The 22,213-nt window shown below is 48.6% G+C and carries 11 protein-coding genes; 2 read left to right on the top strand and 9 right to left on the bottom strand.

Annotated elements, in window-relative coordinates:
• The first annotated feature begins 116 nt into the window (after positions 1-116).
• Positions 117-887 (top strand): GntR family transcriptional regulator, encoded by a 771-nt coding sequence (locus LZG72_RS22945; RefSeq protein WP_233877467.1) that lies wholly within the window; start codon positions 117-119, stop codon positions 885-887.
• On the opposite strand, the gene LZG72_RS22940 is transcribed toward LZG72_RS22945, so the two are convergent.
• The 9 genes from LZG72_RS22940 to LZG72_RS22900 form a co-directional block, all read right to left on the bottom strand.
• Positions 878-1,603, bottom strand: a complete 726-nt coding sequence (locus LZG72_RS22940) for an SGNH/GDSL hydrolase family protein (RefSeq protein ID WP_233877466.1) — start codon at positions 1,601-1,603, stop codon at positions 878-880. The genes LZG72_RS22945 and LZG72_RS22940 overlap by 10 nt on opposite strands.
• On the bottom strand, positions 1,600-4,425 hold the full coding sequence (locus tag LZG72_RS22935) for a glycosyl hydrolase (RefSeq protein ID WP_233877465.1): 2,826 nt from the start codon (positions 4,423-4,425) through the stop codon (positions 1,600-1,602). Before LZG72_RS22935 ends, LZG72_RS22940 begins: the two co-directional genes overlap by 4 nt.
• Positions 4,426-4,433: 8 nt before the next feature.
• Positions 4,434-7,280 carry a glycosyl hydrolase gene (locus LZG72_RS22930; RefSeq protein ID WP_233877464.1) on the bottom strand — a complete coding sequence of 949 codons (2,847 nt, stop codon included), beginning with the start codon at positions 7,278-7,280 and terminating at the stop codon, positions 4,434-4,436.
• Positions 7,281-7,304: 24 nt separating this feature from the next.
• Entirely contained in the window at positions 7,305-9,785 is a 2,481-nt protein-coding gene (locus tag LZG72_RS22925) for a hypothetical protein (protein WP_233877463.1), read from the bottom strand.
• Positions 9,786-9,813: 28 nt separating this feature from the next.
• Positions 9,814-11,250 (bottom strand): RagB/SusD family nutrient uptake outer membrane protein, encoded by a 1,437-nt coding sequence (locus LZG72_RS22920; RefSeq protein ID WP_233877462.1) that lies wholly within the window; start codon positions 11,248-11,250, stop codon positions 9,814-9,816.
• A 19-nt stretch (positions 11,251-11,269) separates the two neighbouring features.
• Complete coding sequence (locus tag LZG72_RS22915) at positions 11,270-14,476, bottom strand: TonB-dependent receptor (RefSeq protein WP_233877461.1); 3,207 nt, start codon at positions 14,474-14,476, stop codon at positions 11,270-11,272.
• Positions 14,477-14,554: 78 nt separating this feature from the next.
• A complete protein-coding gene (locus LZG72_RS22910) occupies positions 14,555-16,051 on the bottom strand; it encodes an L-fucose/L-arabinose isomerase family protein (protein WP_233877460.1) in 1,497 nt (498 codons plus the stop codon).
• 74 nt (positions 16,052-16,125) lie between these two features.
• Complete coding sequence (locus LZG72_RS22905) at positions 16,126-17,376, bottom strand: MFS transporter (protein ID WP_233877459.1); 1,251 nt, start codon at positions 17,374-17,376, stop codon at positions 16,126-16,128.
• Positions 17,377-17,459: 83 nt separating this feature from the next.
• Complete coding sequence (locus LZG72_RS22900; RefSeq protein ID WP_233877458.1) at positions 17,460-19,547, bottom strand: hypothetical protein; 2,088 nt, start codon at positions 19,545-19,547, stop codon at positions 17,460-17,462.
• Between the two features lie 257 nt (positions 19,548-19,804).
• On the opposite strand from LZG72_RS22900, the gene katG reads away from it, so the two are divergent.
• A complete protein-coding gene (katG, locus tag LZG72_RS22895; RefSeq protein WP_255701096.1) occupies positions 19,805-22,078 on the top strand; it encodes a catalase/peroxidase HPI in 2,274 nt (757 codons plus the stop codon).
• Positions 22,079-22,213: the final 135 nt, after the last annotated feature.

Genomic DNA, 22,213 nt, shown 5'->3' with positions numbered 1-22,213 from the left:
AGGCACCGATAACAGTCGATGACTTTTCACTCCGTGTCCTAAGACAACGTTTTCCCTGAGGCGTAATCGTTAAAATTATTTATTTTTAGCTTTTAATTGACACCATTTTCTGAAGAATGAACCTGAACATGAGGCCCAAGTTTCAAAGCATAAGCGATACTGTAATTGAAAAGATCAAGTCTGGGGAACTGCAGCCGGGTGACAAGATACCTTCCGAAAATGAACTGATTAAAAACTACAACGTCAGCAATACCACTGCCCGGAAAAGTCTCCTGGAAATCGAAAACAAAGGCTGGGCCAAACGCATTAAAGGAAAAGGAACGTTTGTGCTGAACAGAACGGTGGACCATCACCTGATCCGCACATTGGGTTCCATTTACGCCACCCGCCGCGGTTTCCATGAAAGTTTGCTGGCGGAAGGTTTCGAACCGCACAACCTGGTGCTCGAAAAAACGGTACTCGAAGACGGTATTTCTTCTCAGATCGGCGGGAAGCATTTCATTATAGACGGACCGGTTTTAAAGATCCACCAGCTGCGGTATGCGGACGATGAGATCATTAAAGACGAAATCAAATACATTTCGCTGCGGTTATGCCCTAAAATCAATCGGATGCCGACGGAGATTTCTTATTTCAAAGTGTATGAAGATACGTATCATCTTCGCATCGATGAAGTGAAACAAACGCTTGGCGTCGAGATCATGGACCCCGATTCCGAGACCAATAATTTTGAGCTAAATCAATCTACGCCGATGTTTATCCTCGACAGCGCCGTGATTTGCAAGGATGAAAAAGTAGTGGAAATAGAGCGTTCCTACTACCGCGGCGACAAATACAAGTTCGCGATCAGCGCCAATCCGGACTACGGCGATTCCAATCAGAAATAAGGCAGCAACTCCTGCACAATGATCATATGGCCGGCCTCATTCGGGTGGTTTACAGAAGCCATTACTTCTTTCAATTTCCCCTGCGCGGCTACTTCTTTAAACTTTGCATTAGGGTCTGCCAGCCCGACTTTGTATTCGCCGGCCAGCGATTTGATCATGGCAATATAAGGTTCCAGAGGATTCGCAGCATCATTGATCTCGATGCGTTGGTCGGGCGACGGGGTTAGTAAAATGACTTTGATATTCTTATCCAATGCAGCTTTAATCATTTTCTCCCAGGCATCTTTCACCTTTGCCAGGTCAGAAAACCGGTCGTTTAATGCGTAATCGATAAATAGTACGTCAGGCTTGTGAACCAGCACATCATTTTCAAAACGCGTTTGTCCCTTGATCGAATTTTCGCCGCCAATCGCAGTCACAATCACATTGATGACCGCATACGGATACTTTTCTTTCAACTTTTTCAACATTAAATTCGGGTACGATTGCAGTGTGTTCACCTCATGCCTGTCGCCATATCCTGCCGGCACCGAATGTCCGTGAAAAACCAGGTTGACCGTCCGGCTTTTGGGCCATTGAATGGTGAGTTCATGCCTGATGCTATCCAGATAATGAGTGCTTTCTGCTGTTTGGGCGGTTGCTGGGGTTGAGTATAGACAAATGATGACTATTGACCATAGTCCATTGATTATTAGGTATTTAATTGCCCTTTTCATGGTTTTATGGTTTTAATTGATTCGATGGTTACCGGGCCGAGTAAACCCGATGTTTTCAATGGCACCTCGCCCCAGGGAGTGAGGTTCTTATTGGCTTTTACGATGTTGGTTTTGGTAAATTTTTCACCGGTTATCGCGTCGCCGGTCAGCCTGTTCGACCAGGTATTGGCTACTTCTACACGCAATTTATTTTCACCGTTAACCACCAGGTTTGTGATGTCAAAACGATGCGGTAATGTCCAGCTAATGCCCAAGGATTTGTCATTCAGCCACACTTCGGCCACTTCACTCACTTTCCCCAGATCCAGATAAATGCGTTTTCCCTTTTCCGGCATTTTAAAAGTGAATGTTTTCGCATAAGACGCAGTTCCTGAAAAATACTTGATCCCTTTCTCCTCCGAGTCTGACCAGGAAATCAGCTTTGGGAAAACCGCCTTTGCAGGAGCGCCCCACTTGTCAGGAAAAGTCAGATTCCATTCCCCATTAATTTCCAACTTTTCAGGCGCATTGGTTATGTTAACAGAAGTCTTCCCGGTTTTCAACTGATGGTTTCCTTTTTCAAGAAAAATCAATTGGTTACCCGCATAAGTAAATAGAGGAGGGTTGGTATTGTTTGAAGCAATTTCCGTGAAATGCGCCGGTGCCGTACCTTCCGTAAAAACAACAAAATAAGACCCAAAAGGTGGTAAAGTCAGCGGCAGGTGTATTTGTTTTCCGCGCTGTTCAAACACGCTCACCGCATTCACCTCGCCATTAACCGGATCCCAGATCTCGGGTGTTTTGTTCTCCTGGCGAAACACGCATTGCCGCGAAACCCACGCATCCGTGTTATTTCTGATCAGATAAAAATCTTTCCCGTTCCCCCGGTAATGAATGTAATCCAGCGTCCCTTTTTCCTGATCGTTATAGCTGAAATCCGGTGGAATATTCAATGCAGACGACACATTTTCATTTGCAATCACGCCCCCTAGTTTTTTCAGCTTCTCCAATTTCGCCATTGCTTCTGCGCCCACAATTTTGCCTTTTCCAATGGACAAAACCTTATACCTGCCCACGCCCGGCAGCACCCATTCACCTTTTTCTACGGTCAGGCTTTTTAATAAAATTTCAGTGTTAATCACCTCATAGTCAACTCCATTACCCGCTTTAAAAACGGAGTTTTTGGGTGGGACGAGGTTGGGGATGTCGTCCCCATAATAATAGAGTACATCCGCTGCAAAACGGGTATTTTGAAAAATGTATGAAATGCGGCTCAGGTAATCGTTGAATGGTTTAATTTTTGGCCACCACGTATTTCTGTCGTTGAAATGCGTACCGGCAAAATATGCAATGCCCGGGTAACCCATTTCCTTTGGGTTATGCGGAAAGCCGTGGATAACCAGCCTGTTCATCCCCTCGGAAAATGCGCGGTCTGCGTGGGTTTTCAGATCTGCCGGACCTTCCTGCCAGTCCAGGTAACTGGTAAATGCCTCTTCCTCCGCAATACCCAGCTTGTAAATATTGGCCGCAGCCGCAATTTCCTTCACCAGCCAAACCATGTCCACAATGCCTTCTTTGTCGTAGTAAGGACGTTTGTACCAAAATTCACCCCGTGGCACATCCAGCGAGCCCAATGCTTTCAATGTCTCCACCGGGATATGGTGCATATGTCCCGGCCCGCCCGCCTCGGAGATGATTTTCAGACCGTATTTATTTGAAATCTCTTTTGCTTTTTTGTAATGATTGTGGATCATCAGCTCCGAAAATGTCTCCGAAAAATCGGTATTGAATGTGTCCGCCGTTTTCTTTTCAAACAGTTTTTGATCATAAACCGCAGGCAGGAATTTATAAATGTCGTACCCATTTATTTTTTTAAAAGCCGCTGGCAATGAAGTTGTCCAGGCAAATTCTTTGGCCTCATAGCTCGCCAGATAGAGGTTTTTTAATGCCGTTTTGGAAAAATCGCCCAGTAATGGTTTTAATTTATTAATGAAATACATCAAATGCATTTCCGTTGCCGTGGAGTCGAAATGATCCAGGATCGGGCCAGCCGAATTTTGTGACGGACGGATCAGCTGTTCGCCCGAATTGGAGCAGATATAGCGGTAAATATCCCAGTTTCCAGCCGGCGCTTTCCAACTCAGCATCTCTGTTTCGGCATTATAAAAGCTTGAAACATTCACAATTTCAGAAGTATCCGCCAGGTTTTGAGCCCCGGCCGGGACTGCAATCACAGCCACCTCCTGTCTGAAAACCGGTTTCCCATCCTTTCCATATTCGATCAGGCGCGCTTTGCCCGCGCGGTCGGGAGGGATGGTGGGAAATGGCAGACGAAGTTGCGCTGCTTCTTTGCTGCTAGCCGTTGTTTTGGAAAAATACAAGGTTTTGGAAGCAAACTTCGGCTCCACCCAGGTTCCACCTGCATTCCAGCTGCTGGCCAGGTTCAACCCCACTTCCAGATTGAGCTTACCCGCTTCATTAATAGCAAATTGGATCGCTTTCAACGACGAATCACTCATGAATGCAGGCCCGGCGGGAATGATATGGTTGGGATCACTCGCAGGCGGAAGCCCGATTTCAAAAAGATCGACGCCCCCCAAACCCGCATTTTTCACCGCAATTAATTCTTCCTTTAATCTGGTCTGATCGGTATACCCATTCAGCCACCACCAATACACTTTTGGCCTCGCAGTACCGGTAGGGTTCGCAAACCCTTTATCTAATTCGTGTTTAATTCGCGTATTCGTGGCATCACCTACCTGACCATAAGAGGCGACAGCCGCAAATGTAGCCTGAAAGCAAAATGCGACAACAAAAGAAGAAAGGAAGGTTTTAAGTTTCATAACAAGTTTCAGTTAATGATCGTAACCGTTTTAATAACTACCGGCCCAAGTATCCCGGAAGGTACCAGCGGCGTTTCCGTCCACAGCAATTCACGCGAGCCGCGCACATTCAGGTTCGTTTTAGTGTATTTTTTCTCACTCGTAATGTCGCCGATGATGCGGTTGGCCCAGGTATTGATCACCTCGATCCGCAGTTCGTTCTTCCCAGCTTTGAGCAGGCCCGTCACATCAAACTGGTACGGTTTCGTCCAGGCAATGCCGAGCGATTTTCCATTCAGCCACGCTTCGCAGACTTTGGAAACATCCCCCAAATCCAGGTAAATGCGGTTGTTAGTTCCGGCTGTGATGGTATTATCAAATGTTTTGGAATAAATCGCCGAGCCGGAGTAATGGCGAATGCCTTCGTCAGGTGATTTTGTCCAGGAGATCAGTTCCGGGAAGGTTGCTTTCTCGGGAGCGCCCCAGTTTCTGGTAAATGAAATGTCCCAGGCGCCGGTGATGGTCTGTGATTTGCCAAGATTATCAATCGTAAGATTCCGGCCGTTTTTGGTTAGTGTCAATGCACCTTTTTCTGGCAGCAGAATGCCGTTGTTTACATATTCAAATGCCGGTAATGCAGAACCTGAACCGAATGAAGTATACTGCGCGGGGTTTTTATCATTGGTAAAAACGATAAAAACAGAACCGAAAGGAGGCAAAGAAACCGGAACGTCAATGTGTTTTTCTAATTGATTGAATATAGAAACCGGAACAATTTTGCCTGTCATCGGGTCCCAGAGCTGGGGCGATTTGCCGGTTTGCCTGAATGAGCAAATCCGGGTCACCGTTTCTTTGCTCGTATTCCTGATAAAATAAAAGTCCTGATCCGCTTTTTTGTGATGAATAAAATCAAGAACCGGCTGGTCGCGATGCATATAGTCGAGCCGCATTGACTTTTTATCAGGATAATCAAAATCAGGCCCGATGCCCGTGGATTTCAGCATTTCACCAATTCGTCCCGCCGGCATAGCGGCTGTGATCACCGCGCCATCTTTCCGGAGCTGCTCGATTTTCTTTGAGATCGCCGGATTTTTACCTGAAATTTCATCCAATGCCAAAATGCGGAACTGCGCGCCATAGGGCAATGTCAGCAACCCATTCTTCACAGTCAGATCGCGCAACAGGATTTCCGTATTAATGATCTCATAATCATATCCCGAGCCGACCGCAAACCGGGTGTTTTTGGGCGTAACGAAATTAGGCACCTTATCTCCATAATAATAAAGCACATCGGCCACAAAATCAGTCTCCTGCAGTACGTAGGAAACACGCGCCAGGTAATCATTGAATGGTTTTACCTTCGGCCACCAGGTGGTTTTGTCATTGAAATGCGTTCCGGCTGCATAGTAGATACCCGGATATCCCACGCCGCGCGGATTATGCGTAAAGCCGTGGATCACGGGCCGGTTCATGCCCTCGCAAAAAGCGCGGTCGCCATTTGGTTTCATATCGCCCGGGCCCTCCCACCAGTTCTGAAAGCTCGTAAACGCTTCCAGTTCCGTGATTTTCCGTTGGTAGATGTGTGAGGCAGCCGCAATTTCCTTCACCAGCATGAGCAAATCAATGCTGTCGGGCGTGGCGTCGTATTGCGAATGGTTGATCCAAAATTCGCCGCGGGGAACATCCAGCGCGCCCAAGGCTTTGACGGATTCCACCGGTACATTGTGCAACGGAGGCCCCGGCCCGCCGGATTCGGAGATCAGGTTCAAACCATAACTATTGGCAATTTCCCTGCCCTTCCGGTAATGATTGTTGATCATCAGCTCGGAAATCGTCAGGTCAAAGTCTTTTCTGAACTGATCTGACTGGGCAGGGTTAAATGCTTTTTTATCAAATAACGCTGGTAAAAATTTGCTTACATCATACCCGTTCAACTTCCGGAATTCGCCTTCAAGTGAGGGCGTCCAGATGGTTCCGGTCGCTTCGAAACTGGCCAGATACAGGTTTTTCAGACCGGTTTTCTTAAAATCGCCGAGCAACGGTTTGAGTTTTTGAATAAAATATTCAAAGTGAATGCGGGTTGCGGTCGAGTCGAAATGGTCGATGATCAGACCTTTGGAATTTGGGCTTGGTAGTTTCAGCAGCTCGCCTGAATTTGCACATACGTACCGGAATATTTCCCAATCGCCCGCCGGCGCTTCCCATTTCAGTACCTCCGTTTTTGGATCGAAGAAACGCGTCACATTAATAATTGCAGTTGTATCCAAAAAGCTTCCTTCCTTTTGAGCTGGAATCGCAAGCACGGCGATGTCTTTCCGGTAAAACGGTTTTCCATCCGCCGCAAAAGTCATTTCGCGATCCTTCCCATTTTTATCTTTCTTAGGGATTTCGGGAAAAGGAAGCGGTGTTGCGTTACCGGCTGTTTTGACAAATTTTATTTTGGAAAAATAAAGCGATTTCGCCCCGTGCTCGGGCTTGATCCACGTACCTCCCGCATTCCAGCTGCTCGACAAGTTCAAACCCACTTCCAGCCCAAGTTTTGTCGCTTCCTTAATCGCAAAAGCAATGGTCTTCAAAGAAGAATCCCCCATAAAAGCCGGCCCCGCAGGCACAACCCCATCCGGCCGAAAACCAATCTCAAAAATATCAACGCCCCCCAATCCGGCATTTTTAATCGCCACGAGCTCCTCTTTCAACCTAACCTCATCTGTATACCCATTCAACCACCACCAATAAACCTTAGGCCTGGCCGTGCCCGTTGGGTTCGCAAATCCTTTTATTAGTGTTTTTATCCGTGCATCCGTGGCATTATTTTGCTGAGCAAACGACTGAAAAAACAACATCGCCAAAACCAGCGAAAACGATAACTTTTTCATAATTAAGGATTTAGGAATAGCAACTCACCAGGAAACCACCAAACTCCCGGTTATATTTTCAACCACAAAATGTTTCCCCAATGTCGGATCGCCTTCCTTAAAAGTGATCTTCCCTTCTTTCCACGGATAATTCGCATTGAGATACGCATGAAAATCTTTTGCACTAACCTTGTCATCCGCATAAATCCGAACAGTAGCATTCTTCAACCCACTGACCCTGTACCGCTTAGCAATGCCAAGCTCGCCTGAGTGCAATTCTTTATAAGAAACAATCCCCTCATTTTGCGCAATAAAAACACGCGATTCGCGGCTCCACGAAGTAGGTAATGTGTACGAGGAATGACCTTTGTCCAGCTTGGTTTCTAGCCCCAGCAACAGCGGAGCACCTTGTGGCAATTTGAATGTATTTCGGATCGTGCTGTTCGGATTATACCCCGAGAAAATGAATGCATTATCACTCCTGGAAACCGTCAAAACCGGATTTTTCACGCTCGGATCCTCCTTTTCAATAAAAAATTTCATCCCGAATTCCTGCAGAATATAACGCATCAAAAGCGGCCCGGTGAACAGTTTCGAGGGATCATCCGGTGTCAGCAATTTCCCGCCTGTGAATTTACTCGAATTCGTTCCGCGCACGTATGCCACTTTTCCGCCTTTCCATTCCGGTTTCTGCCTCACCCACGCCGCATCGCGCGACTGACCAGCCTGCGTCATCTGCGCCAGGATTTTTGTACCTGCATCCTTTGCATTCTTCACAGTTGTGGCAACGCCGCCGCCGGAAAACAATGCGCTGTGGATGATTTTGGTCGGATATGCACTGCTCATTTTGTCTCCCGCATAAGATGATTTAATGTTGAACTCACCCTCCAATACCGCTGCATTCTGCAAATTCAGCATATCCAGAAACGCTTTCCCGGCATGCCCAGCCGGCCCGTAAACCAGCAGTTTTCCGCCATTTTGAACAAATGAGATCAGCGATTTTTCCAGTTCAGAATCAGGATCCGGGACAATGGTAACCAGCACCGATTCTTTGAAAGCCGAAGGATTATTTTTCAAAACAGTTTGAAATGAACCCGTCGAAACGACCGTATTCAGAGGCATCCCATTGTTAATGGCCTGACGGATCAGCCAGTCGCCGTAATAAATTTCCGGAAGCCGGTCCTTGTATTTGTAAGCCCATTCGTGGTATTCATCAAACGGATACACCCACACCAGCGGCCCAGGAGCGGTTGGCGAATCGTATCGCGCTTTGAGAATGTGCGGGGTAACTTCGTCGGGGACCTGCGTGGGCATGTTGCCGTATGAATCGTCGATGCTCAGGAAACTCAGGTGCGACGGCAGCTTTACTTCGCCTTTTTTATTGATGCGGGAAACCGACATCGGCAGGTAAATGTCGTGCGGCTCGCGACCGTAACGGTCCAGCCAGGGACTGTTGAGCCACCACGGATCGTGGGTATAATAACGGAAAAGATAGCGCTCGTCGGGCAGCTCGGCCATTCTCGACATATACCCCACCATTTCCAAACCAAAATCACCATCCAATGCAGCCCACGGAGAATTCGGCGGCGGCAACAGGTTTTTGTCTTTATAAATGGATCTCAAATCAACGCCATCACGCGCCAGATCTGCGCCTGTAGAAAGGTTAGTTCCTCGTGTCTGGATCTGAATATCAGGACATTCCGCCCGGAAATATTTCCAGAAACCGGCTATTTTATCTTTGGTAGCATTCAATTTTGCCTGATCAAATCCTTTGCCATTGAAGATCGCGCCCGTGGACGACCAGCCTTCAACCCCATAACCAAAACCATTGCTGAGCCACAGAAAATCAAAGCCCATATCGGCCAGGAAATGCTTGCTTTGTCTGCCTAAAAAAGTACCAAATGGCGTATTGGCCGGAATGCCTTTTGGAAACCCTGCATACGATTCACTGTCCGCATTCAGCACGGAATAGCAGCTCACCATTGTATTATGTCCCATTGCGCTGCCGCCCAGGATCTCAGGATGTTTTTTGTATTTAAATTCCGATTTGGCGAATTCCGGTCCCGGATCAAATGTTTCCCCCACCATAATGGGTTTCCCGGTCGCTTTTTTGCCTTCTTCTTTTAAGGTCTGAACAATGAATTTCAGATCATCGTAAGTGAATTTGGGAGGTTCAGGGAGGTACAGGTATGCGCGTTCGTGAATGGATAATTCTTTCGGCCCCGAGTTCACCGCATGCTTTGTATTAGGGTTACCCATGTATTGCGCCCATTCCAGCGGTTGGTTGGGAACACCTTTATAATCAAGTATTTCGGAACCATCGCCTGTCCATAACATCACCGAAACCGTGTCCGTGTGACGCAGCAAAGAATGCCATTGAACAAACATTTCTTTGGCCACTTCCCGGATGTAAGCTTTGTCGTTTTTCTTGAAAGGTTTCAGCGAAACCTCCAAGGTAATGTTGTTGAAATTCCGGCCTTTTAATGTGGCTAATTCATATTGCGCATGGCCCCGGGTGAGGCTCATGCACAATACGAAAAGGATTATTATCGACTTAATACCCCTCATTTTGTTTCAGTTTACTGTTCAATTCGATTTCTGCCAGCGGGATCGGGAAAAGTACCTCGTACTCGGCGACTGAGAAATTTTGCTTCTTACCCGTGTAGTATGCATTCAAAACCTCCCTGGCGCGGCCTGTCCGGACCAGGTCAAACCAGCGCTGACCTTCGAACATGAATTCCACCCTTCGCTCATTTTCCATTGCCGTGCGAAACTGAGCCTGAGTTAACCCAGCCAGAGCAGGCAGACCCACCCGCGTGCGGATCATATTCAAAAAGGGAAGTGCCTGATCGGTTTTACTTTGTTCATTCAATGCCTCGGCGTACATCAGAAGTACATCGGCATAACGCATTACCGTGAATGCAACGGCGCCATCGGAGGTTTCCACGACTTTGAAATCCACAAATTTCAATGCATAACGCGCCGGAGATTTGCTTCCGTTGATCAGCCGCACCGAGTCGTTCACCGAAGTTGCTTTTCTCTTGTCACCTGCCTCATACGCATTGAATAAGCTCAATGTCGGCGTAATGCGCCCGGAACCTTGCAGGTTGTTGGGAAAAATGGCCATACTGGTGATCGCCGGTGTAAAAAGGGCAGAGTAGTTATTGCCCAGGCTGCGTCCCCGGATATACTGGATCTCGAAAAGCGACTCTTTCGTATTGTTATTTCCTTCCGAAAAAAGGGCTGCATAATTCTCGTGCAAACTATATTGTTTGAGATCAATGACCTCTTTCAGTTTGGTTTCGGCTGCCGCATAATTTTTCCGGGTCAAATGCACTTTCCCGATCAGCGATTTCACGGTACCAATGGAAGCATGCGTTTTGTCAGCATTCAATGTGGCCGGCAAAAGCGTTTCTGCGCTTGTAAGGTCTGCCAAAATCAGATCATAAACCTGCTCAACAGGCTTGCGGGTAAGGTCTGCGGCCTGAATTTCGCCGGGATTGTCAAACACTTCTTCATTAATGGGCACATCGCCAAACAGCCGCACCAGATAAAAGTAGCTGAACGCCCGAAGGAATTTAGCCTCGCCGATGATCTTGTTCTTCGCTGCCGCATCGAAATCCACGGCGTCAATGCGGTCCAGGATCGTGTTACACCTTGAAATGGTGGTGAAACATACATTCCATATGCCCCGTACCGTGGTGTTTGTCGAAGTCAGCGCATTTTGCTCAAACTGCATTTCATCCACGCTCGGCGACGACCAGTTGATCTCCGCATTGTCCGTCCGCAGCTCGGCCGCATACAGGATCGCGCTGCCACTGTAAAGTCCCCGGATGCTGCTATATGCACCGATTAATGCCCTGTCGAAGTCATTTTGGGTTTTGTAAAAAACATTATTGCTGATCTGATGTTCCGGGACCAGTTCCAGGAAATCGTTGCAGGATGACATACCGGTCAGCACCAGTAATAATATCAGAATATTCCGTTTCATAGCATTCAATTTTAAGGGTTTAGAAACTTGCTCTCAGGCCGATTGTATAGGTTCTCGGGTTTGGGTACGAGAAGAAATCCACGCCGGTCTGACCAATATTGTCACCGCCCGTGCTTCCTTCCGGATCATAACCGGGATAATCGGTGAAGGTGAAAAGGTTGGTAACATCGCCATAAAGCGACAATCCCTGCAATTTGATCTTCTCCGTTAACGTCCGCGGGAAAGTATAAGCCAGGTTCACATTACGAATGCGGATAAACGATCCATCGAACATATACTTGGTTGTTCCGGAACTGAACCCAAAGGCATAGTCATTTCGGATCGCACGCGCCATCAAGCCTGCACCCGGATTTTCCGGTGATTTCCAGCGGTCGGCCATCATGGCTAGCTGGTTTTGCACACCTGCGCCATTCAGTGAAACTTCACCGCCCTGGAAGTACATTTCATTGCCCTGCGAGCCGTAGATGTTTACGCTCAATGCCAGGTTTTTATATGAAAAACGGTGTCCCATTCCCCAGGTAAATTTCGGCCACGGATTTCCTACGATCATACGGTCGGCTTGCGTAATGGTGCCGCTGCCGTCTGCATCCTGAAAACGGTAATCGCCCGGCTGCACACGTGGATGTTGGATGGGATTGGTTTTTACTTCTTCCGCAGTCTGGAAAATACCCAGAATGTTCAGTAACCTGAAACTGGCGATCGGCTGACCCACTTCTGCCACCTGATAAGCCGAAGTATTGATACGGGCAGACTCGGTATTCAGTTTTAAAACCTTATTTCTGTTAATGCTCAGATTCACATCCGAAGTCCAACGGAAATCGCCTTTTGCAATGTTTTCGGTGTTTAAAGAAAACTCGATCCCTTTGTTTTCAAGCTCACCGACGTTTTGAACCGAGGAAGTGAAACCGGAAGCTGCCGGCAACGCGACAGACAAAAGAAGGTCTTTCTTATGGGTACGGTATGCATCAACGGTGAAAGTGATCCTGTTTTTGAACAAGGCCAGATCAACCCCGACATTGGTCTGAAAAGACTTTTCCCAGCTCAGAATATCATTGGCAAGGCTTGAAGGCGATATCCCTGAGATGTTAGTGCCATTGGAAACCATCGGTGAAATGCCCAGCAGTCCAAGGCTCGCATAGTTCCCGATCAGGTTGTTTCCGGAAACTCCGTAACTCGCCCTGATTTTCAGGTCACTGATCGTGGTGCTGTTTTTCAGGAATTCTTCTTCTGCAATGCGGTAGGCAAGTGAAACGGATGGGAAAGCCCCCCATTTGTTTTTTGAACCGAACCGTGAGCTACCGTCCTGCCGCATGGTGGCGGTAAGCAGGTATTTATCTGCATACGAATAATTTAAGCGCGCAAACCAGGAAAGCATGGACCATTGCGACATGTAGTCGGTTCCGGTTGTCACGATCCCCGCCGCCAGGTAATGTACGTCGTCTGACGGGAAATCCGTTGCGCCGGCTTGCAGTACATCATCGGTATTTTTTTGGGATGAAAACCCGATCAATGCGTCGAAATCATGTTTTTCACCTACTTTTTTGCGGTAGTTCAGCGTGTTTTCGTTCAGCCAGTTGATGCTGTTGATCTTAGTAACACCGGCGACTGCCGCACCCGTCCGGCTCGTGGCCACACCGATTTTGGACGATTTCCAAAGGCGTGTCTGGTTGCTGGAATAATTGATCCCGATGGTCGTTTTGAAAATTAACCCATTTGCGATCTCGTATTCCAGGTAATTATTGGTAAAAATGTTGGCATTCTTACGTTTGTCCGAAAACTCGTCATTGATCAGCAGCACGTGCTCAACCGGGATACCAGTCGTAGCCGAAAACTCGGAGTAGTATCCGCCTTTATCATCGTAAACGGGAATCGTGGGGTCAGCCGCTACGGCCGCTGAAATGAGTCCTCGGTGCTGCAAATGGCCTTCTGCCCGGGCAAAATCACCAAATGAGTAGGTTCCCGAAAAGCTTGTTCCCAGTTTCAGTCTCGGTGTCAGGTTTACATCGAGGTTCGTCCGCATATTGAATTTCTTGAACTTCGAACCAATGATAATGCCGTCCTGATCCAGGTAACCGCCGGAAACAAAGTAGCGCATATCGCCTTTGTTGCCTGTGGCCGAAAGCTGGTAGTTCTGAACCACAGAACTTCTGAAAATCAGGTCCTGCCAGTCCGTTCCATAGCCATTGTCTGCGAACTGGTCCAGGTTTCTGAATGCCGGTTTTACATATTGACCTGTTCCGCGTTTTTCATTGGGATCGCTCGCATTACCTCCTGCGAATACCCACGCATTGTCCCGGCCTTCCGCAACAAATTCGGCGTATTGTCTGGGTGTCATTAAATCCATCTTTTTGGCAAGTTGCTGCAAACCGGTTGAATGCTCGAAACTAATGTTCGAACGTCCTCTTGTTCCTCTTTTTGTATTGATGATCACAACGCCATTTGCTCCGCGTGAACCATAAATCGCTGTCGCAGAAGCATCTTTCAAAACCTGAATAGACTCAATATCAGACGGATTGATCGTACTTAATGGATTCACGCGGTTCACTGCGCTCGCACCCACGATACCGTTCGCGGAATACGAATCGGAAGCATAATTGGAGACATTGGAACCGCCACCGCCGGAGCCGATCGCAAAACCATCCACCACATACAGCGGCTGGTTTCCTCCCGTGATCGAGTTCACGCCGCGGATCAGCACATTCACATTACCGCCCGGCGCGCCGGACGTTTGTGTGATCTGCACACCCGCGACCTTACCTTGCAGCATCTGATCAAAACTGTTTGCAGCCGGGACCGGGACCATATCCTTTGCAGAAATCGTCACAATCGAACCTGTGACATCTTTCTTGCGCTGCGTACCGTAACCCACTACCACCACATCCTGTAATTGCTGCTCATCGGCTTTTAAGGCCACATTAACAACGGATTGCGACCCTACCACTAATTCCTGGGGCAGGTAGCCAATGAAACTGATTACAATGGTTGCTCCTGAACTTACGGTGAGCTGGTAATTCCCATTCGCGTCCGAGGTCGTTCCGTTTGATCCGCCTTTTTCGGCGATCGTGGCACCGATCAGCGGCTGCTTGTCTTCGGCAGTCGTGATCACGCCGCGTATTTCCTGCCTGCCCGAACCCTGCGCAAAAACCGTGCAGACGGGCGTACAGATGAGCAGCAGCAAAAGACTGGAAAGCTGCCAGAAGCGTTGATTAATACACTTATTCTTCATAATGAAAAGGGATTTAGATATTAGCAAGAGGTTTATGCGTTTAATCTGAAAAACAATGGGTTACGGCAACCGCCACATCTATTCCGCGCCGATTACGACGGCTTCCAGATTGAGATAGTTGGCTACTTTCACGATCGCACTGGCATGATGCCCGACGCCCAGTGCGAAATGGTGCGTTGGACCTTCTTTCATCCATCTTTGCAGGAATGTCCGCACATCGGGTTTGAAATAGCCGCGCGTGTTGGTGTTGCCGGTTGGGGGAATTGGCCCCTCAACAGACTGTCCTTCCGCGATCACGAACTTGAATTTCCCGTCGTAGGTAGAGTTGATACTCAGCATCGTAATAGGGCCTTCCTTGATCTTAAACTCCACACCCGCGCCAAATCCAGGTTTGCCGTGGTATTTGGTCAGGCTGCGCAAAACTGGTTTTCCGTCGGCGATGGCGACATTATGCGGCCCATCGTGGCCTACCAGTACAAATCCTTCTTTGAAGTCCACCGGATGGAATTCCGCAAAGCTACCGCCTATGCCTAAACGTTCCATAATGAGCATCGCAAAGCATGTTTTAAGATCCGACTCGCCGCACATCGGGAAACCCGCGCCAGTAAGCAAGGAGTTACCCACGATGAGATTGGACATCACAGTCCGGGTCTCACTGTTTTCCGCGCCTTCATAATAGTAAGCCAGTCCGTCAAGCTTTCTTTCCTGGATGAATTTTTCCAGGGCAACCGTCACGCGGGCAGCCGTTTCCAGGTCAGAATCCCTGAGTTTTTCCGAAATCGGATCGGAAACCGGGTCGGGCGTATCGAAGAAATCCAGGATACGTTCTTTTACGGGATCAATTTCATCCGGAGTTGACTTTTGGTATTGGGTCACAATTTCGTGCGCCTCGCATTGCACAATGTGCGCGCCGAAATGCGCCGTCAGCATGGTTGAATCCGAATGCATATCCAGCATCGCCTCGATCGGGTGACCGATATGTCCGATACGCGACGTTTTCAAATCGTGCAAAACAGCCGCGATCCGGCAATATTCTTCAATTTGAGCATCGGCCTCAGGATCGTCGTACAAGGTACCAATGATCATATCCGGCACCTTTTTTCCCATCCGCGCAGCTACGCCCGCAAACTCGGGCAGCGAGCAGATATCGTCATTGTAAAGCTGCATGTAGGTAGATGCGCGCGAGTAATCCATGGCCTGGTCGGGCTGCAAAGCCACGAGCACGATCGGCACATTAACGCTCCTGATCACCACCCCAAATGTGTTGGATGTGGCATACGTGACCATATCGCAAAAGATCAGGTCCAGGTTCGCCGCATTGAGCCTGGGCACCAGTTCGTACGCTTTTTCAACATTATCCACCAGACCAAAGTCGATCACTTCCGCATACGAGCCGGTCTGTATCTTTTCAATAAAGACTGCTTGCTTGTGCATCATAGCGTCCAGAAGGCCGTCGAACTGGCTCCAGTACTTGTAATAGCCAACTCCGAAAACGCCGATTCGCGGACGGGTAGGTTTACGTTTTTCAACAATTGCGGCAGTCGATTCCTGCGGGTTGAGAATAGGATTCACCATTTAATTTATATTATGTGTTGTTCTTAAATTCTTAACGCACTAAGTTTTTCCGGGTAAAATTTTTTCTGATCAAATCATGGATCTGCTTTCAGTACAGCTGCGTCCGCCGGGTTATCCAGGACTTCCTGAAACAAGGGTTGTATCCTGGGAATGAGCAACATAAAGCCGATGAATGCGAGCGGATAAAGTACGCCGCATGCGATCCACATCGGTTTGTACGAATATTCCTGCACGATCTTTCCGATCATCGGATTAAGTAACAAACTGGAAATTGCTCCCGCCGTACCCGAAAGCCCCACCACTGTGGAAGTTGCCTTTTGTCCAAACACATCCGAGATCGAAGTGATGTAATTGGTGATCCAAAAACCGTGTGCGAACATGTAGAGCGCCATCAGCCCGACAGCCACGTAAACGGAGGAAACGTATTCTGTCATCGGAACGGACAGGGTTAATGCGGCGGCAACGCCCATCACCATTTTCCTGGCTTTATTGACCGAAAATCCGGATTTCACGAGTTTATCGGAAATAAATCCACCCAAGACATTGGAAACGCCCAGCGCGAGAAATGGTACCCAGAACAAATTTCCAATTTCCTGATAGGCCACGCCGCGTACTTCGCTGAGATATTTCGGGATCCAGAACATCATAAAATACATGACCGGATCGAGCAGAAAACGCATCAGGATAAAGACCCACGTTTCTTTAATTTTTAAAAGATTAAGCAATGGGATCGCTTCCACTTTCTTCACAGCTGCCTGTAAATTGATTTGCGCGATGCTATTTTTCCAGGGTATCAACAGCCAGATCACTACCCACGCAACACCCACCAACCCGGGGATCACAAAACCGGCACGCCAGCCATAATGTTCTGATATCATGATCGTTAGTGGAGGCGCGATCACGGCACCAATGGCCGAACCGCCGATGGCAATGCCATTTGCAAGCGCTCTTTCTTTTTTATCAAACCAATCATAAACCGTTTTGGCGGCTCCCGGAAAACATGCACCTTCGCCCAAACCGAGTAAAAAACGAAATGCGATCAGCTGCGGCAGGGAATTCATCAACCCGTGAAAAGCATTGGCCACCGACCATACTCCCACTGCAACGGCTAGACCTTTTTTAGCGCCAACCCGGTCAATGATCCAGCCGCCCACGGTAAACATCAATGCATAACTCAGCAGAAAACTGGTGTTCACCCAGCCATATTCGACATCACTAAACTGAAACTCTTTCTGTATCTTAATAATCGCGATTGACAGCACCTGTCTGTCCAGAAAGCTCAGACCAGTGGCGACAAACACCATCATGACAACAAACCAACGCATAGAGTGACGGGCCATATAACTTAACGCACTAACTAAATTTGAGCCAAAAATAAATTCATAAAATGCAATAAACAAGTGTTCGTTTAAAATAAATAAAAATTCTGGCTGAAAGCGCCGTTCACCGCGCTGTCCCAGGCTTCCACGCGCATCCATTTGCGACCTTTCAGCTTCGGGCGAAACTGAAATTGCCGCTTGCCGAAAGCGTGGGTGTTTGTCAGGTCTATTCGTTCGCGGTACACTTTTTCTCCGTCGCCCGAAATGATTTCCACGAAATTTATCGGGAAAGTCCAGCTTAGTTTCAGGCTTACGTCGGCCGTACCATCGGCATTCAGTGCCAGCGTTTCACCGGACAACTTTCCATTCACTTTCAATTCATGCATCAGCACTTCTCCGGTGGTCGAGAAGAACTTACCGTGCTGCATTGCATCCACCACGGGTTTCCAGCCGTCGTCGTATCTGGGAAGCTGGTCGAGCATCATGTAATTGACGTTCATATGCGCGTACATTTCGTTCTCTTGCGTAACCGTAAACAGATCAGCCTCAGCGATTACGGTTTTTTTCTCGCCCCAATTGTTCATGTCATCCAGCAGATCGAGCACACGGTTGCCCAGGCGCGGCTGCGACAGGTCCGCGGGCATTGCTTTCCAGGCTGCCCCCATAAATCGGTCGGATCTGAAGAATTCCTCATGATTATAAATGTCGGGCGTGTTCACCGAACCTTTGGTACGCGCATGGGCGGTCCAGGCCAGCCCCTGCTCCTCCTGCAGCAATTTCAGCATATCGTTTTTATCGCCGATATGGTACACTTTGCCCAAACCCGGTTTGTTCTCAACAAATGGCGTTTCCTTTTTTCGGGACATGATCCAGTAGACGGGTTTGGGAAAAATCTGCAACCAATGCCCGCCAAAGAACTCATTGGGCTCCTCGCCCGGCATGACCAGGAAGTCACTGTCCGACAGCCGCTTGCATTGTTCAAATAGCGCCTGCAATTCGCTCAGCCGCAGTGAATCAGGGCCCTTTGGATGTGCAGTATAATGGAACTCCCCAAGATGCACCATATCGACACCCAACCGCTTGAACACTTCGACAAACTCGGGTTTTTCCGGAACGGGCTTACCGGCCAGTACTACGCTCATAATAAACTCATTATGGAAATGGCTCGACATCGTTTTGAAACCCGGAAGCTTCACATAACGGTCTGCATTGGTAAATTTCCTGACCTCATTTATAGCTTCGGTACCGTCTGCATTACTGATCAGGCAGAAGAAATTAAGGCGCTGCCGCGTTCCGGGAGGGGCATTGAACCAGGGGACAAAGCGGCGATCACCTTCCAGTTCCTGTCGTATTCCGATCCCATATCCGTCCAGCATATTTCGGTAACCTGCTCCATGCCAGATGAATTTGAGGTTGAAGGCCTCGTCCAGCGGGTAAAAATATTGGTGCGGCGCAGGGAAAATGGCCATTGTTCCATTGTTTGTTTGGGCGGCAATCGTCCGGTATTTCACGGCAAGATTTTTGGCAGAATCGGCATACTGTATCCCGGCCGACTCCATTTGATCGGCGGTATTCGTCCAGGACACACTTTTCCATTTTTCCGTCCGGCTGATCAGCCCCGCATCATAAACGATAGCTGTTGCCTCCGCCTTGGTCGACATGACCGCAGCGATGTTGAACAGAGGGCTGCCATTATAAAAAGTCACTGCCAATACCCCGGAAAAACGGTCAGCGGAAAGGCTCCCGATCGTTACTACCGTGCGGCTCCCGATCGTTTTAACCGAAATGCTCGTCTTTTTGAGGGCGACAGGAAAAGTCTGGAAAGGTCGGGAAGGTACTTTATCGAAAAAGATATTCCATCCGTTCTGTGAGAGCAGGTCACGCTTGCCGACGGTCAGCAAAAATGCCGCATCCAGATCTTCCGAGATTGTAACCGGCTGGGCTTTCGTACCAAGAGCAATACGTTTGAACAAAGGCCTGAATGGCGACAGATCGAACTGCACCTTTCCAACCTTCCCCGCGCCGGCGGGCCAGGTAAGCTCAACAATGTCTTTCTGACGCGTGAGAGTGGCCTCCCCTTTCTGATTGAATTGTGTGGTATTCAGTTTCACTTGCGCCCAAGCCTGCGTGATACCGGCGGTCAGGATGGTGATCAGAATAAAAATTCTTAGTATCATAATTGGCCTTTGGCGATTCCGACATCAACTTTGTTATTTGGGATAAGTGAATGCAGAACGACTTATACCCGATCTGCAGTAGGACGCAGGCTGATAAACGCTGTTTCAACGTATATAAGACAGCGAAACCTTCGATAATAGACACCAGCTATCAAAAGATAGATTTAATCGATTGTCATTATACTTTCTAATCCTTTATCTTGCCGTCCTGCAAAGCTGCCGGGGGTAGCATTATTATTTAACAAGAACTCTTAACTATGGAAAACGACCCAAACGACATCAGTAAATGCCCGTTTCATAACGGAACAATGAATCATAATGTCGGTGGCGGCGGCACGAAGAACCGTGACTGGTGGCCAAATCAGCTCAAAGTAAGCATCCTGCGCCAGCATTCTTCTAAAACAAATCCGCTCGGTGACGAATTTGATTATGCCGAAGCTTTTAAAAGTCTCGACCTGAATGCGGTAAAAGCGGACCTTCATGCCCTCATGACGGATTCACAAGACTGGTGGCCGGCTGATTTCGGACATTATGGCCCTCTCTTTGTTCGTATGGCGTGGCATAGCGCGGGAACATACCGCGTATTCGATGGTCGCGGCGGCGGCGGGTCCGGGCAGCAGCGTTTTGCACCGCTCAACAGCTGGCCGGATAATGTCAGTCTCGACAAGGCCAGACGTTTACTTTGGCCTATCAAACAAAAATATGGACAAAAACTTTCCTGGGCGGACCTGATGATCCTCACGGGAAATGTGGCCCTGGAATCAATGGGCTTTAAAACATTTGGCTTTGCCGGCGGACGTGCCGACGTGTGGGAGCCGGATGAAGACGTTTACTGGGGATCGGAAACTACATGGCTCGGTAACGACCACCGTTATTCCAAAGGCGTAGCAGGCGTTGCCGGTCATGGCGTGGTATCGTCCGATGAAAATCCAAGAGAAGGTATTCACTCCCGCGACCTCGAAAAGCCGCTCGCCGCGGCCCATATGGGTCTAATTTATGTAAACCCCGAAGGTCCGGACGGGAATCCTGATCCGATCGCATCCGCAAGAGACATCCGCGATACATTTGGCCGAATGGCTATGAATGACGAAGAAACGGTTGCATTGATCGCCGGGGGACACAGTTTTGGTAAAACGCACGGTGCCTCAACTTCCGACCACGTGGGCGACGAGCCGGAAGCCGCTGATGTGGAATCGCAGGGCCTGGGCTGGAGCAACAGTTTTGGTTCAGGTAAAGGTGCCGACACGATTACCAGCGGACTGGAAGTAATCTGGACGAAAACGCCGACACAATGGAGTAACAATTTCTTCGAAAACCTGTTTGGTTTCGAATGGGAATTGACTAAAAGTCCGGGCGGTGCGCACCAGTGGGTCGCAAAAAATGCCGAAAGTATCATTCCGGACGCATATGACAGCTCCAAAAAGCATGCGCCTACTATGCTTACTACGGATGTTGCATTAAGATTTGACCCGGTTTACGAAAAAATATCGCGACACTTTCTGAAAAATCCGGATGCTTTTGCGGATGCTTTTGCCCGTGCGTGGTTCAAACTGACGCATCGCGACATGGGCCCGCGTGCCCGCTACCTGGGCCCGGATGTACCGGAAGAAGTATTGATCTGGCAAGATCCGATCCCGGCAGTTGACCATGCATTGATTGATGATGGCGATATTGCTGCATTGAAAGCGAATATTTTAGCTTCCGGATTGAGCATATCCGAGTTGGTTTCGACGGCATGGGCTTCGGCTTCGACATTCCGCGGTTCCGATAAGCGCGGTGGTGCCAATGGCGCCCGCGTTCGTCTGGCCCCGCAAAAAGACTGGAAGGTGAATAATCCGGCGCAGCTGCAAAAAGTGCTGGGAATTCTGGAAAGCATCCAGAGCGAATTCAACGCGACACAATCAACCGGTAAAAAGGTATCTCTGGCAGATCTGATCGTTCTGGCTGGCTCCGCAGCAGTTGAAAAAGCGGCGGTAGATGCAGGTCATGCGATTTCGGTTGCGTTCACTCCTGGCCGTTCCGATGCCTCGCAGGAACAAACGGATGTTGAATCAATTGGATACCTGGAACCTGCTGCTGACGGTTTCCGTAATTATTCCAGAGCTAAATTCTCGGTTTCGACCGAGGAGTTGCTGATCGATAAGGCGCAGTTGCTTACATTAACAGCGCCGGAACTGACGGTTCTCGTCGGTGGAATGCGTGCATTAAGTGCAAATTTCGATGGCTCTAAAAACGGTGTGTTTACGCAGCGTCCGGGCCAGCTGACCAATGATTTCTTCGTCAACCTGCTCGACATGAACACTGCATGGAAAGCGATGAGTGAGGACAAAGAAGTATATCTGGGAACCGACCGCACCACAGGTCAGCCTAAATGGACTGCCACCCGTGCAGATCTTGTTTTCGGTTCCAACTCCGAATTGAGAGCGGTTGCAGAGGTTTACGGAAGCGCAGATGCGCATGGCAAATTTGTAAAGGATTTCGTTGCTGCGTGGACAAAAGTGATGAACCTGGACAGATTTGACCTGGCTTAATCGCATTAAAAGAGCGTTTCCCGGCCAGACATAACACTGGCAATCCATCCGGAGGATCAGCAATTGGCTGATTCTCCGGTTTTTGTTTTCCAGGGCGATTTTCGAAAAAAAACGTAAATTGACTTTAGGTAAAGT

Origin of the sequence: Dyadobacter sp. CY323, from assembly GCF_021390245.1 — a bacterium.
Taxonomy (GTDB): Bacteria; Bacteroidota; Bacteroidia; order Cytophagales; family Spirosomataceae; genus Dyadobacter.
Note: the sequence above shows the minus strand (reverse complement) of the source record. Positions and strands in the feature narration are given on the sequence as shown.

Bases quoted from the DNA above. Each gene is read 5' to 3' on its own strand.
- katG (WP_255701096.1), top strand. From the start codon at position 19,805: ATGGAAAACGACCCAAACGACATCAGTAAATGCCCGTTTCATAACGGA.
- LZG72_RS22915 (WP_233877461.1), bottom strand. From the start codon at position 14,476: ATGAAGAATAAGTGTATTAATCAACGCTTCTGGCAGCTTTCCAGTCTT.
- LZG72_RS22925 (WP_233877463.1), bottom strand. From the start codon at position 9,785: ATGAGCCTCACCCGGGGCCATGCGCAATATGAATTAGCCACATTAAAA.
- LZG72_RS22920 (WP_233877462.1), bottom strand. From the start codon at position 11,250: ATGAAACGGAATATTCTGATATTATTACTGGTGCTGACCGGTATGTCA.
- LZG72_RS22945 (WP_233877467.1), top strand. From the start codon at position 117: ATGAACCTGAACATGAGGCCCAAGTTTCAAAGCATAAGCGATACTGTA.
- LZG72_RS22900 (WP_233877458.1), bottom strand. From the start codon at position 19,547: ATGATACTAAGAATTTTTATTCTGATCACCATCCTGACCGCCGGTATC.
- LZG72_RS22910 (WP_233877460.1), bottom strand. From the start codon at position 16,051: ATGGTGAATCCTATTCTCAACCCGCAGGAATCGACTGCCGCAATTGTT.
- LZG72_RS22930 (WP_233877464.1), bottom strand. From the start codon at position 7,280: ATGAAAAAGTTATCGTTTTCGCTGGTTTTGGCGATGTTGTTTTTTCAG.
- LZG72_RS22905 (WP_233877459.1), bottom strand. From the start codon at position 17,376: ATGCGTTGGTTTGTTGTCATGATGGTGTTTGTCGCCACTGGTCTGAGC.
- LZG72_RS22935 (WP_233877465.1), bottom strand. From the start codon at position 4,425: ATGAAACTTAAAACCTTCCTTTCTTCTTTTGTTGTCGCATTTTGCTTT.
- LZG72_RS22940 (WP_233877466.1), bottom strand. From the start codon at position 1,603: ATGAAAAGGGCAATTAAATACCTAATAATCAATGGACTATGGTCAATA.